The 13610-nt window shown below is 72.2% G+C and carries 10 protein-coding genes; 9 read left to right on the forward strand and 1 reads right to left on the reverse strand.

What is annotated here, in order from left to right; genetic code table 11:
• The first annotated feature begins 417 nt into the window (after nt 1-417).
• From OG584_RS29295 to OG584_RS29330, 8 genes are all read left to right on the forward strand, one after another.
• On the forward strand, nt 418-1455 hold the full coding sequence (locus OG584_RS29295) for a methionine ABC transporter ATP-binding protein (RefSeq protein WP_405782325.1): 1038 nt from the start codon (nt 418-420) through the stop codon (nt 1453-1455).
• On the forward strand, nt 1452-2123 hold the full coding sequence (locus tag OG584_RS29300) for a methionine ABC transporter permease (RefSeq protein WP_405782327.1): 672 nt from the start codon (nt 1452-1454) through the stop codon (nt 2121-2123). The genes OG584_RS29295 and OG584_RS29300 overlap by 4 nt, the downstream gene beginning before the upstream one ends.
• Before the next feature lie 72 nt (nt 2124-2195).
• Nucleotides 2196-3056 carry a MetQ/NlpA family ABC transporter substrate-binding protein gene (locus tag OG584_RS29305; RefSeq protein WP_405782328.1) on the forward strand — a complete coding sequence of 287 codons (861 nt, stop codon included), beginning with the start codon at nt 2196-2198 and terminating at the stop codon, nt 3054-3056.
• A 142-nt stretch (nt 3057-3198) separates the two neighbouring features.
• Nucleotides 3199-3846, forward strand: coding sequence for a GNAT family N-acetyltransferase (locus OG584_RS29310; protein WP_405782330.1), 648 nt, complete (start codon nt 3199-3201; stop codon nt 3844-3846).
• A 183-nt stretch (nt 3847-4029) separates the two neighbouring features.
• Nucleotides 4030-5208 (forward strand): precorrin-6y C5,15-methyltransferase (decarboxylating) subunit CbiE, encoded by a 1179-nt coding sequence (cbiE, locus tag OG584_RS29315; RefSeq protein WP_405784335.1) that lies wholly within the window; start codon nt 4030-4032, stop codon nt 5206-5208.
• Nucleotides 5209-5518: 310 nt separating this feature from the next.
• Nucleotides 5519-9103 carry a nicotinate-nucleotide--dimethylbenzimidazole phosphoribosyltransferase gene (gene cobT, locus OG584_RS29320; protein ID WP_405782332.1) on the forward strand — a complete coding sequence of 1195 codons (3585 nt, stop codon included), beginning with the start codon at nt 5519-5521 and terminating at the stop codon, nt 9101-9103.
• A gap of 170 nt (nt 9104-9273) precedes the next feature.
• Nucleotides 9274-10506 (forward strand): uroporphyrinogen-III C-methyltransferase, encoded by a 1233-nt coding sequence (gene cobA / locus OG584_RS29325; protein ID WP_405782333.1) that lies wholly within the window; start codon nt 9274-9276, stop codon nt 10504-10506.
• Between the two features lie 54 nt (nt 10507-10560).
• A complete protein-coding gene (locus OG584_RS29330; protein ID WP_405782335.1) occupies nt 10561-11379 on the forward strand; it encodes a TrmH family RNA methyltransferase in 819 nt (272 codons plus the stop codon).
• 54 nt (nt 11380-11433) lie between these two features.
• Here the strand turns inward: OG584_RS29330 and OG584_RS29335 are convergent, their stop codons facing one another.
• Complete coding sequence (locus OG584_RS29335) at nt 11434-12642, reverse strand: serine/threonine-protein kinase (RefSeq protein ID WP_405784337.1); 1209 nt, start codon at nt 12640-12642, stop codon at nt 11434-11436.
• Between the two features lie 675 nt (nt 12643-13317).
• Here OG584_RS29335 and OG584_RS29340 point away from each other — a divergent pair.
• On the forward strand, nt 13318-13524 hold the full coding sequence (locus OG584_RS29340; protein ID WP_405782337.1) for a hypothetical protein: 207 nt from the start codon (nt 13318-13320) through the stop codon (nt 13522-13524).
• Nucleotides 13525-13610: the final 86 nt, after the last annotated feature.

The following is a 13610-nucleotide window of genomic DNA, read 5'->3' on the forward strand; positions in this document are numbered from 1 at the left end:
GTCGGCCCCTGCGGCGTCGCCGCAGGTGGGAAGGGGTTCACGGGTGCCGTGCGACTGGCGCGGAGGGCGTCCAGGCGTGTCCGTTATACGGACATGCGGGTCCGGGCCGTTCTCACTTCTGCTTTACTTGCCGCATGACCACGACGAGCAGCCGCACCTTTGCGACCGAGGCGATCAGCACGCCCGGTGCTCGTTGTATGTGTCGAATGCGCGCCTTCTGAGGGTCCCTGCCCGCGCCCCGAAGCGGGACCGAGAGCCACCGCGCCGCCCCCGCCCGCACTTCCGCGGGCACGGCAGCCGGGCGGCCACGCGCACGAAAGCCTTCCGGCCACCACCGTTACGGCCGTGCCGCGCTTCCAGACGAATGCCCCGTGCCGGCGGACACCGCGCCGCGCACTCGACAGTGACGGAAAATCTGTGATCACCACCACCGGCCTGACGAAGGTCTATGCCTCGCGCGGCCGTGAGGTCACCGCCCTGGACGGCGTCGACCTGCACGTCCGCGAGGGCGAGGTGTTCGGCGTCATCGGCCAGAGCGGCGCCGGCAAGTCCTCGCTCATCCGCTGCGTCAACCTCCTCGAACGCCCCACGTCCGGCACCGTGACCGTCGACGGCACCGACCTCACCGCGCTCGCGGGCCGCGGCAGCCGCGCGGGCCGGGAGCTGCGCGCGGCACGCAGCCGGATCGGCATGGTCTTCCAGCACTTCAACCTGCTGTCCTCGCGCACCGTGCAGGACAACGTCGAACTGCCGCTGGAGATCCTCGGCGTCACCGGCGGCGAACGCGCCCGCAAGGCGCTCGAACTCCTCGACCTCGTGGGCCTCGCCGACCGCGCGAAGTCCTACCCCGCGCAGCTCTCCGGAGGCCAGAAGCAGCGCGTCGGCATCGCCCGCGCGCTGGCCGGCGACCCGAAGGTGCTGCTCTCCGACGAGGCGACCTCCGCACTCGACCCCGAGACCACCCGGTCGATCCTCCAGCTGCTGCGCGACCTCAACCAGCAGCTCGGTCTCACCGTCCTGCTCATCACGCACGAGATGGACGTCGTCAAGACCGTCTGCGACTCGGCCGCGCTGATGAAGCGCGGCCGGGTCGTCGAGTCGGGAACCGTCGCCGGACTGCTCGCCACACCCGGCTCCGAACTCGCCCGCGAGCTGTTCCCGGTGGGCGGACCGCTGCCGGACGCCGGCCGTACGGTCATCGACGTCACCTTCCACGGGGAGAGCGCGGGCCGCCCGGTGATCTCCCAGCTGTCCCGCACCTACAACATCGACATATCGATCCTGGGCGCCGCGATGGACACCGTCGGCGGCAACCAGATCGGCCGGATGCGGATCGAACTGCCCGGCCCGTTCGAGGAGAACGTCGTGCCCATCGGCTTCCTGCGCGAACAGGGCCTCCAGATCGAAGTGGCAGGCGCCGAGCACCCCGCACTTGTGAAGGAGGACGTGAAGTGAACTGGTCCGAGATGCAGCCGCTGCTCTCGCAGGGCACCACCGACACCCTCTACATGGTCCTGTGGGCCACCGTCGTCACGATCATCGCCGGGCTGCCGCTCGGCGTGCTCCTCGTCCTCACGGACAAGGGCGGGCTGCTCCAGAACCGGCCGGTCAACAAGGTCGTCGGCGTGATCGTGAACATCGGGCGCTCGCTGCCCTTCATCATCCTGCTGATCGCGCTCATCCCCTTCACCACCTTCGTCGTCGGCACCTTCATCGGCCCCACCGCGATGATCGTCCCGCTCGCGATCGGCGCCGTCCCGTTCTTCGCCCGGCTCGTCGAGACAGCCGTCCGTGAGGTCGACCACGGCCTGGTCGAAGCGGTCCAGTCGATGGGCGGCAGCGTGCCCACCATCGTCAGGAAGGTGCTGCTGCCGCAGGCGCTGCCCTCGCTGGTCTCCGCGGTCACCACCACCGTCATCGTGCTCATCGGCTACTCGGCGATGGCCGGTGCGGTCGGTGGCGAGGGGCTGGGCTCCAAAGCGATCACCTACGGGTACCAGCGCTTCGAGAACAGCTTCATGATCGCGACCGTGATCGTCCTGGTCGTGATCGTCACAGCGATCCAGCTCATCGGCGACGGAGCCGTACGTCTGCTCGCGCGCCGGGGGCGCACCTCCTCGTAGGACTTCTCATCCGCTCACAGCCCGCACTCCTTGTCCGGGCGCTGTCCGCACCACTGGAAAGAGGCACTTTTCGTGCGTAACTCCCGCAAGATATCCGCGTCCGCCGCTGCCGTCGCCGCTCTGGCCATCGGTCTCACCGCCTGCGGAACCTCGTCCGACCCGTCGAGCAAGCCCGAGGGCGCGAAGGCCGACACGAGCAAGCCGCTCGTCGTCGCGGCCTCACCCGTCCCGCACGCCGACATCCTCAACTATGTGAAGACCCACCTGGCGGCCAAGGCCGGACTCAAGCTCCAGGTCAAGGAGTTCACGGACTACGTCCTGCCCGACAGGGCCACCCAGACCGGCCAGGTCGACGCCAACTTCTTCCAGCACAAGCCGTACCTCGACGACTACAACAAGAAGAACCACTCCGACCTGGTCCCCGTCGTCAGCGTGCACCTGGAGCCGCTGGGTCTGTACTCCAAGAAGGACAAGGACCTCAAGTCCGTCAAGTCCGGGCAGACCGTGGCGGTCCCCAACGACACCACCAACGAGGGCCGCGCGCTCAAGCTGCTGGCGGACAACGGGCTGATCACCCTCAAGAGCGGTGTGGGCAGCGAAGCCAAGCTCTCCGACATCAAGGACAGCAAGGGCCTGAAGTTCAAGGAGCTGGAGGCCGCCACGCTGCCCCGCGCCCTGGGCAGCGTCGACGCCGCCGTCATCAACGGCAACTACGCGATCGACGCCAAGCTCAAGCCCGCCAAGGACGCCCTCGTCCTGGAGAAGGCTGCCGGCAACCCGTACGCCAACCTCCTCGTCGTCAAGAAGGGCAGCGAGAAGGACCCGCGCGTCGAGAAGCTCGCGAAGCTCCTCAACTCCCCGCAGGTGAAGAAGTACATCGACGACAAGTACCAGGGCGCTGTCATCCCCGCCTTCGGCGCCGTCAAGTCCTGACACCCGTACCGCTCTTGCCCGTGCCGGCCCCGCGTACCCTCACGTGGTACGCGGGGCCTCCCGCACCCACCCGGTCATGCGGCGCGCGGTTCCCATGCTGCATGCTGTGGCTTTACGTCGGTCCCCGGCCATGGAGCAGCGCATGACGACCACCTTCCCGGACATCTCCATCAGCACGGACCGGCTGGTGCTTCGCCCCTTCGAGGAGGCGGACATCCCGCCGCTGGCGGACATGATGAACGACGAGATGGTCACCGCCTGGACCACGGCGCCCCACCCCTACCAGCACATCGACGGCGAGCGCTGGGTGCGCAGGATCGCACCCGCGGAACGCACCGCCGGGCGGGGGATCGTCCTGGCCGTCACGGAGTTCCTGACCCAGCGGCTGGTGGGCACCGTCCACCTGCGCGCCACCAACTGGCGCACCATGGCCACCGAGGTCCGCTATGTCACGGCCCCCTGGGCGCGTGGTGAGGGATACGCCACCGAATCGGTCCTCGCCGTCGCACAGTGGCTCTTCCGCGACCTGCGGTTCGAGCGCATCGAGCTGCGCACCCCGGCGGACAACACGGCGGCGCAGCAGGTGGCACAGAAGATCGGCTGCATCAGCGAGGGGGTGCTGCGCAACGCCTGGATAGCGCGCACCCGCACCGAGAACGGCACGGACGGCGGCTGGACCGACATCCGCACCGACCTCATCGTGTGGAGCCTGCTCCCGGAAGACCTGGAAGGCGTCGCCGATCAGCTGGCCGACGCCAACGGATACGGCACCTACAACGACTGGCAGTGACCCCCTCGTCGGCCGCCGGCCGCAGCGGGTAACCTCGCGGGTGCCGCCGTTCCGTACCGCAGCCCCCGCGTTCGGGCCCCGACGTTCCCGCGCCACCGGAACCAGTCCGGCCGGAACGGCTGTCCGGACACCGGCAGAGCGCCTTGCACCGCCCCGAGCGACGACACCAGGAGAATGACGACGATGGCCGACCGGGTCACGGTGATCGGCTGGGACGGTTCGTCCCTCACGGCAGCCGCCAGGTCCGCCCTCTCCGCGGCCACGCTGGTGGCTGGTGCCGCCCACCATCTCGCGCTTCCCGAAGTGCCCCCCGGCGCGGAGCGCATCCGCCTCGGCAGCGTGAGCCTCGCCGCCCGCCGGATCGCCGGGCACCGCGGCAGCGCCGTGGTGCTCGCCGACGGCGACCCGGGCTTCCACGGAGTCGTACGCACCCTGCGCGCCCCGGAGTACGGCCTGGAGATCGAGGTGGTCCCCGCCGTCTCGTCCGTCGCCGCGGCCTTCGCCCGCGCCGGTATGCCCTGGGACGACGCCGAGATCGTCGTCGCCCACCCGCGTACGCTGCGGCGCGCGGTCAACGTCTGCCGGGCGCACCCCAAGGTCGCCGTACTCACCTCACCCGGCGCCGGCCCCGCCGAGCTGGCCCTGCTCCTCGAAGGGGTGCACCGGACCTTCGTCATCTGCGAGGAGCTGGGCACAAGCCGCGAGCAGGTCACCGTCCTCACGTCGGACAGGGCAGCCGACCACACCTGGCGGGACCCCAACGTCGTCATCGTCATCGGTGGCAGCGCTCCCGCGGACGCCCCGTCGGTCCGCGGCTGGGCGCTGCCGTCCGCCGAGTACGGCGAAGGGCTCAGTGAGGGGGAGCACTCGGGGCTGCGCGCCGCCCAACTGGCCAGGCTCGGCCCGCGCACCGGCGATCTGGTCTGGGACATCGGTTCGGGCAGCGGGGCGCTGGCCGTCGAGGCCGCCCGGTTCGGTGCCGCGGTCATCGCCGTCGACGCCGACCGGGAGAGCTGTGTCCGTACGGATGCGGCCGCGCACCGGTTCGGTGTCCAGCTGCAGGTCGTCCATGGGCGTGCGCCGCACGTGCTGGAGCGGCTGCCGGAGCCCGACGTGGTCCGGATCGGCGGCGGGGGAGTGGCAGTTGTCACCGGATGCGCCGACCGAAGGCCCCGGCGCATCGTCACGCACGCGGCCACCCGCGACGAGGCCGAGGCGCTCGGAGCGGCCCTGGCGGACGGTGGCTACCTCGTGGAATGCGCACTGCTCCAGACCGTTGACCTCGACACCCGGTCCTGGGCTGAGCGCGAGCGCTCGGTGGTCTTCCTGGTCTCGGGCCGCCGTCCGGAAAGTGGCCCCTGACCCTGCTCCGGGACGGCGCGGGGTAGGCTGGCCGACTGTTGTACCGCAGCTGGGGGTTCGGCGCTTCGTTCGCCAATGTCCGGAAAAAGGGACCGTTTTGGGGCCTGGTGTGGTACGGCGGCACCGGGGACGCGCAACGTGGCGCAGCCCACAGCGGACCGTGGCAGGAACCCCTGCACGGCGTCGAACGGCCGTGACCATACTGAGTGTCCGCAGGCCTTTCGTACCGCACGGCGTGCCCGCTCGTTGTCTCAGTACGGGCGACCCGGTAAAGGGCTGAAGGAGCACTATGGATGGGCGAGGGGTACGCATGACCGACACCGGCCAGGTCCCGGGCGAGGGACAGCCGGGGAACGCAGGCATGGTGGAGCAGCCGGGCCTCCCCGCCCCCGGTGCCTACACCTTCCTCGACCCCTCAGAGACTCCCCCCGAGGACGACGATCTGCTGCTGATGCCGGGCGCGCAGGGCGCGTGGAGCGAGCCGCAGGGGCAGCCGCAGTTCCAGCCCCGGGCCGCCGACGCGGCAGGCCCGCTGCCCGAGCCGGGTGCGCACGAGACCGGCGGACGCGACTCGGGTTCCGTCGAGGTCGGCGCTGTGCGCGCCCAGTCGCCCCCGCCGCCCCGCAGGCCCCTGCACATGGGCCCGCCCCTGCCCGACACCACCGGTGGCGTAGTGCGCTCACTGGCCGACCGGGGCCCGACCGCCGCGCCGGCGCAGCCCGTTCCGGTCTCCACTGCCGGTCCGCAGACGCTCGGACCCGAGTACCTGGACTTCCCGCGCGACGAGGCGGAGGTGCTTCCCGGCCCGCAGCTGGGGGAGATCCCCCCGCATGCCGCTCCGTGGTCGCCGCAGCCCGTGCAGGCGGCACCGGAACCCGTCCCCCCGGCCGCGCACCCCGGGCAGTCGGAGCAGGCCCCCCTGCCCGACGAGGCGCCCGCCGCCCCGGCCGTCGCAGCAGAAACGGTCGCTCCCGAGCCGGTCGCTCCCGAGCCGGTCGCTCCCGAGCCGGTGGCCGTGCAGGCCCCGGCCGTCCCGGCGCCGGCGGTGCCGGACACCGCGGCCGAGCCGGCCCAGTCCGTGGCCGGGCAGCACTCGATGGGCAGGTTCGTCCCGGTCGAGGGATCGCTGCCGTCCGCGCCGCATCTGGCCCCGACACCGGTCGCCGCCATGACAGCCCCGGAGACCGCCGAACCGGATCAGCCGGAGGCCGAAGCCGCACAGAGCGCCGCACGGCCTGCCGAAGAGCTCCCGGCGGACCTGGCCGCCGCCGAGCCCGCGGTCCCCGCCCCGGCGGCTGAGACGCCGGCCGTGACGCCGCACACGGCCGATGGGACCGCCGCGCAGGCAGGCGTCCCGGTGGCGGACGCCGTGCCGGCCGCGGCGCCGGAACCGGTGGCCGATGCCGTGGCCGAGGCCGTCCCCCAGCCCGTACCGCAGGCCCGTCCGGAGCCGGTCGCCGCCGCGGAGGCGGAGGCAGCGGGCGCGGACGGTGCGGAGCGTGAAGCGGTCGGTACAGGTACCGGGGGGCCGGAGAGCACACCGGCGCCCGTCCACGTACCCGAATCCGTACCCATAGAGGCCGGGGAGCAGCAGTCCGAGGCCGTGGCCTCGGTGCCCGCCCCCCGTCACGGCGGAGCTCCCGGGCAGCAACTGCCCGCGGTGGAGCCCCTGCCGCACTCCGGCGCGCAGGCAGAACCGGAAGCGCAGGCTGCTCCGTGGACGGACGCGGCCGTCCCGCCGGCCGCCGATCCCGCCGTCCCGCCGGCCGCCGATCCCGTCGCCCCGCCGGCCGCGGAGCCCGCCGGAGCAGCCGCGGCAGAACCGATGGCAGAACCGATGGCAGAACCGGCGGCAGAGCCCGCTGCCGCAGCCACGGCGGACGCGCCGGCCGCAACCACTGCCGATGCCATGCCCGACGTGCAGCCCGAGCCCGCTGCCACCGAGCGGACCGAGCCGGTGCCGGCCGCCGCGGCCGGGCCGGTACAGCCCCCCGAGGCCCAGCCGTTCCCGGTGAGCCCGGAACAGCCCGCCGAAGCCCAGCCCGGTCCGGAACAGTCCGACGTCCCGCAGCAGGGCGAACCCGAGCCGGGCGTTCAGCCGCACACCGGCCAGGACGCCTTCCTCGCCGCCGAGGCGCAGCCCGCGGAGGCCGAGCCCCTCACGGCCGCCGCCCCCGGCTACGACGACGCCGAACGCGAAGCCGTCCTGCGGGTCATGCGGGAGCGCCGCGACATCCGCAACGGCTTCCGCAGCGACCCCATCCCGCACGAGGTGCTGCTTCGGGTGCTCGAAGCCGCGCACACCGCCCCGAGCGTCGGCCACTCCCAGCCCTGGGACTTCGTCGTCATCCGCTCCGCGGAGACCCGCCGCTCGATGCACGAACTGGCCCAGCGCCAGCGCGAGGCGTACGCCAAGTCGCTTCCCAAGGGCCGCGCCAAGCAGTTCAAGGAACTGAAGATCGAGGCGATCCTCGACACCCCGGTCAATATCGTCGTCACCGCCGACCCGACCCGGGGCGGCCGCCACACGCTCGGCCGGCACACCCAGCCGCAGATGGCGCCGTACTCCTCCGCACTCGCCGTGGAGAACCTCTGGCTCGCCGCCCGTGCCGAAGGGCTCGGCGTCGGCTGGGTCAGCTACTTCGACGAGCGCGAGATGGTCCGGGCACTCGGCCTGCCCGAACACCTCGAAGTCGTCGCCTACCTCTGTGTCGGCTACGTCGACGAGTTCCCCGAGGAGCCCGAGCTGATGCAGGCGGGCTGGTCCAAGCGCCGCCCGCTGTCCTGGGTCGTCCACGAGGAGACGTACGGCCGCCGGGCGCTGCCCGGCGAGGAGCCGCACGACCTGCTCCAGGAGACCATCACCAACATCCGGCCGCTGGACGCGAAGGCGCTCGGCGAGGCGTGGGACCGCCAGAAGCGGATGACCAAGCCCGCGGGCGCACTGGGCATGCTGGAGATCATCTCCGCCCAGCTCAGCGGACTCTCCCGGATGTGCCCGCCACCCATCCCGGAACCCGCGGCCGTCGCCATCTTCGCCGGGGACCACGGGGTGTACGCCCAGGGCGTCACCGCGTGGCCGCAGGAAGTGACCTGCCAGATGGTGGCCAACTTCCTCGGAGGCGGCGCGGTCTGCAACGCCTTCGCCAACCAGGTCGGCGCCGAGGTCTGCGTCGTGGATGTCGGTGTCGCCGGGGAACTCCCGGCCACGCCCGGCCTGCTGCCCCGCAAGGTCCGCGCCGGGACCGCCGACTTCACCACGGGCCCCGCGCTGACCCGCGAAGAAGTCCTGGCCGCCATCGAGGTGGGCATCGAGACGGCCCGCGATCTGGTGGCCGCGGGCAACAAGGTGCTGCTCACCGGCGAGATGGGTATCGCCAACACCACGGTCTCCGCCGCCTTGATCTGCGTCTACACCGGCCAGGACGCCGGCGAGGTCACCGGTCGGGGCACCGGAATCAACGACGAGATGCACGCCCGCAAGGTCGATGTCGTCCGGCGCGGACTGGACCTCCACCAGCCCGACCCGGCCGACCCGATCGGCGTCCTCGCCGCAGTCGGCGGACTCGAACACGCCGCGCTGGCCGGCTTCCTGCTCGGCGGCGCCTCGCTGCGTACGCCGGTGATCCTGGACGGCGTCAGCGCGGGAGCCGCCGCGCTGGTCGCCCGCGCCATCGCGCCGGAGGCGCTCGCCGCCTGCATCGCGGGCCACCGCAGTGCGGAGCCAGGCCATGTCGCCGCGCTCAACAAGCTGGGCCTGCGCCCGCTCGTCGACCTCGACCTCCGCCTGGGCGAGGGCACCGGTGCGCTGCTCGCGCTGCCCGTCGTCCAGAGCGCGGCCAGGGCGATGCACGAAGTGGCCACCTTCGACTCCGCGGGTGTCACCGAGAAGTAGCCGCCAAACGACGGTGAGGGGCCGGGAGCAGTGACCCCGGCCCCTCACCGTCGTCCTGACCACCCCGGGACCGTACAGTGTCCCCGGGGTACGACCCCCTCCCCACCAGCCGCTTCACCGTCGCAGCGGCGCACACAGCCGACCTCCCCGCGCGAGGAGCCCGCCACGCCATGGCCGAGCACGCCGAGTACCCCGCCTACCCCGTAGGACTCCGCCTCTCCGGCCGCCGCGTCGTCGTCGTGGGCGGCGGGCAGGTCGCGCAGCGCCGCCTCCCCGCGCTCATCGCGGCCGGTGCCGACATCCTTCTCGTCTCGCCGTCGGCCACACCGTCGGTCGAAGCGATGGCATCGGCCGGCGAGATCATCTGGGAGCGGCGCGCCTACGCGGACGGTGACCTGGCCGGGGCCTGGTACGTGCTGATCGCCACCGGCGACACGGCAGCCAACGAACAGGCGTCGTCCGAGGCCGAGCGCCACCGGATCTGGTGCGTACGGAGCGACGACGCCGCAGCCGCCACCGCCTGGACACCCGCCACCGGGCGCAGCGAAGGCGTGACCGTGGCAGTCCTCACCGGCCACGACCCGCGCCGATCGGCCGCCGTGCGCGACGCCGTCGTGGAAGGCCTGCGTGACGGAACGCTCGCCGCCCCGCGTGACCGCGACCGCGCCCCGAGCGTCGCCCTGGTGGGCGGCGGCCCCGGCGACCCCGATCTGATCACGGTGCGCGGACGGCGCCTCCTCGCCGAGGCCGACGTCGTCATCGCCGACCGGCTGGGCCCGCGGGATCTCCTCGACGAGCTTCCCCCGCACGTCGAGGTCATCGACGCCGCCAAGATTCCGTACGGCCGGTTCATGGCACAGGAAGCCATCAACAACGCCCTCATCGAGCACGCCAGGGCCGGAAAGACCGTCGTACGGCTCAAGGGCGGAGACCCGTTCGTCTTCGGCCGGGGCATGGAAGAGGCCGAGGCCCTCGCAGCGGCCGGTATCGCGTGCACGGTGGTACCGGGGATCTCCAGCTCCATCAGCGTCCCGGGAGCCGCCGGCATCCCAGTCACTCACCGGGGTGTCGCCCATGAATTCACCGTGGTCAGCGGCCATGTCGCTCCTGACGACGAGCGTTCGCTGGTCGACTGGGCCGCCCTCGCCGCGCTGCGCGGCACGCTCGTCGTACTGATGGGTGTCGACAAGATCGGTGCCATCGCCGCAGCGCTGATCGCGCACGGAAAGAGCCAGGAAACGCCCGTGGCGCTCGTCCAGGAAGGCACCACGGCCGCCCAGCGCCGGGTCGACGCGACACTCGCGACCGTCGGCGAGAAGGCCAGGTCCGAAGGGGTGCGCCCGCCCGCTGTCATCGTCATCGGCCCCGTCGTACGGGTCGGCCCGCCGCACGGCCGCCCGTGACCGGTTCCGTGTCCAGCCGTTGGCACCTCATCAAGGACAAGGCAGTATCACCCTGTGGCTGATCTCATCACCGTCGTCGATCCCGACGACCCGCGTCTGCGCGACTACACGGGCCTGACCGATGTGGAGCTCCGGCGCAAGCGCGAGCCCGTGGAGGGCCTGTTCATCGCCGAGGGCGAGAAGGTCATCCGCCGGGCCAGGCTCGCCGGGTACGAGATGCGGTCGATGCTCCTGTCGGCCAAGTGGGTCGACGTCATGCGCGATGTCATCGACGAGGTGCCGGCCCCGGTGTACGCCGTCAGTCCCGAGCTCGCCGAGCAGGTGACCGGCTACCACGTGCACCGCGGCGCCCTCGCCTCCATGCAGCGCAAACCGCTGCCGACCTCCGACGACCTGCTCGGCACGGCCCGCAGGATCGTCGTCATGGAGTCGGTCAACGACCACACCAACATCGGCGCGATCTTCCGCAGCGCCGCGGCGCTCGGGATGGACGCGGTCCTGCTCTCGCCGGACTGCGCCGACCCGCTCTACCGGCGTTCGGTCAAGGTCTCCATGGGTGCGGTGTTCGCCGTGCCCTACGCCCGTCTCGAATCCTGGCCCAAGGGGCTGGAGACCGTACGCGAAGCGGGCTTCAAGCTGCTCGCTCTCACCCCCGACGCGAAGGCCTCCTCCATCGAGGAGGCCGCACCGCACCGTCTCGACCGGGTCGCGCTCATGCTCGGCGCGGAGGGCGAGGGGCTCTCGACGCAGGCCCTCGTCGCCGCCGACGAATGGGTGCGGATCCCGATGGCGCACGGCGTGGACTCGCTGAACGTGGGCGCGGCGGCGGCAGTCGCCTTCTACGCCGTGGCGACAGGCCGCCCGCAGAGCTGACCGGAGCCGCCGCCGGACGGCCGGAGGACAGCCGGTGGCCCGTGCGGCGCCGGATCAGAACTGCTGAGCCGCGGCGATCCCGAGCAGGACGATCAGCGTCACCACGACGAAGACGATCAGACGCTGCCGCATCATCCGCGGACTGGGGCCGGACCGCCGTCCTGACCCGGTGGGGCGCCCGGTGCCCGATCGGGCCCCCGGACGGCCGTTCGTGCGCCCCTGCGAGCGCGTGGTGTCGCGCGCGGGACCCGGCCGGGACCCTCCGTGCGGCGCCGACGGACGAGAGGCCTGCGGCCGGGACGTCTTCGGCCGGGGCGTCTGCGCGCCGTCCGCGCGGCGCGGCGGGGCGTGCCGCTCCGTCTGCGGCGCGGCGAGCCGCCCGGTCGGCCTGTCCGCCTCCTGCTCACGGCGCTGTGCGGGCGTCCGGCCCTCGGAGAGCCCCTGGGCCTCCCGGGCGGCGATCTCCTTGAGCCGCATGGACAGTTGGAGGGTGGAAGGACGGTCCTCGGGGTCCTTCGCGAGGCAGGCCCGCACCAGTGGTGCGAGAGCGTCGTGCACCTCGTAGAGATGGGGCTCCTCGTGCACGACCCGGTAGAGCATCACCTCGGAACTTCCGTGCCCGAAAGGCGAGTCGGCCGTCGCGGCGTACGCGAGCGTGGCCCCCAGCGCGAACACGTCCGTCGCCGGGGTGACCGCCGCGCCGCGCACCTGCTCGGGGGCGAGGAAGCCCGGTGAACCGACCGCCGTACCGACATGGGTGAGGGTGCTCGCACCGGTCGCCCACGCGATACCGAAGTCGATGATCCTGGGGCCTTTCGGCGAAAGCAGGATGTTCGACGGCTTCAGGTCGCGGTGGACGACACCCGCCTCGTGGACCGCGACGAGTCCCTCGGAGAGCGCGGCCCCGATGGAGGCGACCTCGGCGGCCGACAGCGGCCCTTCGTCGGCCACCTTGTCGTGCAGCGAGGGGCCGGGCACGTACTGGGTCGCGAACCACGGGCGGTCCGCCTCCAGGTCGGCCGCGACCAGCCGGGCCGTGCACCCGCCCCTGATGCGCCGTGCAGCCGACACCTCACGGGCGAACCGCGACCGGAACTCCTGGTCCTCGGCCAGATCCGGCCGGATCACCTTGAGTGCCACCCGCTGCCCGCGCCGGTCGGACCCGAGGTAGACGACACCCATACCGCCCGCGCCGAGCCGCCGGTGAAGCCTGAACGAGCCGACGACACGCGGATCCTCGCGCCGGAGCCGCATCATCGTCATGTCCATCCCCGCTGCCCGGTCCGTCTGACGAGGCACAGCTTACGTACCCGCGGGCCGGTGTGCTCATAGGCCGCGCCCTCACGCTCCGATCGATTGCCGGGCCCGGCCGGTCGTGGTGAAGCGCGGTCAGGTCCGTTCGTATCCGGCCGTCTTGGGGCGGGACGGATCTCAAAGGTCCTTCACAGGAAGGGGATTGAGCCCCTGGCAGCCGGTCGGCCGGTACGGGGCACGGGTACGCCCGACACCGTCCGTACGCGTGGTGCGACGGGTGCCGGGGGAGGGCAGGGGGGCGTCAGGGCGTCCCGCGAAGGGGCCCCGGAAGTGAGTGAAGTCACCTGCTCAGGTCGCCGGGGAGCCCGGGGAGAGCGAAATCGACGTCTCCGGACCGCTTTGGCCCCCACGCCGGACCGGTCCGGTGCGCGCAGCCGGGGGCCGGACGGCCACGGCACCCGGGGGGCTCGGGTCAGGGGCGACCCGCAGGCACGGGGGTGGGGTTCTCCACCCAGGGGAGTATGCCGACACGCGGAGGCTCATCCTCCTGGAGGCCCGGGATTAGGTACGCGGGCATGACGACCGGCCCCGTTCCCGCCCCTAGATTTGAGATCAAGCGGCGAGTGAACACTCGTCCCCCGAGTTCGGACACTCGCCGCTTTCCGAACCGACAGGAGAGGGGCCATGGCCGACACCGCAGCGCGGACGATTCTCCGCACGCAGGGACGCAGGGCGCACACCACGCTCGGCGTCCGCAGCTCCGGTACCCGCCACCCGCTGGTGGCGACCGCGATGGTCCTTCCTCTTGCCGCACTGCTGATGTTCGTCTTCGGAGGCTGGCAGGCAGTAGTCACACAGGCGTCGTCCGTGGGCGTGATGCTGGGGCGCTGAGCGGCGCCCCTGGGTCCGGGAGAGCGGTCCGGGCCAGGGACATCCGGCCAACAACCCCGTGGGGACGGGGGTGCGGCGGACGGCAG

Origin of the sequence: Streptomyces sp. NBC_00859, assembly GCF_045161865.1 — a bacterium.
GTDB lineage: Bacteria > Actinomycetota > Actinomycetes > Streptomycetales > Streptomycetaceae > Streptomyces.

Bases quoted from the DNA above. Each gene is read 5' to 3' on its own strand.
- OG584_RS29310 (WP_405782330.1), top strand. From the start codon at position 3,199: ATGACGACCACCTTCCCGGACATCTCCATCAGCACGGACCGGCTGGTG.
- cbiE (WP_405784335.1), top strand. From the start codon at position 4,030: ATGGCCGACCGGGTCACGGTGATCGGCTGGGACGGTTCGTCCCTCACG.
- cobT (WP_405782332.1), top strand. From the start codon at position 5,519: ATGACCGACACCGGCCAGGTCCCGGGCGAGGGACAGCCGGGGAACGCA.
- cobA (WP_405782333.1), top strand. From the start codon at position 9,274: ATGGCCGAGCACGCCGAGTACCCCGCCTACCCCGTAGGACTCCGCCTC.
- OG584_RS29335 (WP_405784337.1), bottom strand. From the start codon at position 12,642: ATGACGATGATGCGGCTCCGGCGCGAGGATCCGCGTGTCGTCGGCTCG.
- OG584_RS29340 (WP_405782337.1), top strand. From the start codon at position 13,318: ATGGCCGACACCGCAGCGCGGACGATTCTCCGCACGCAGGGACGCAGG.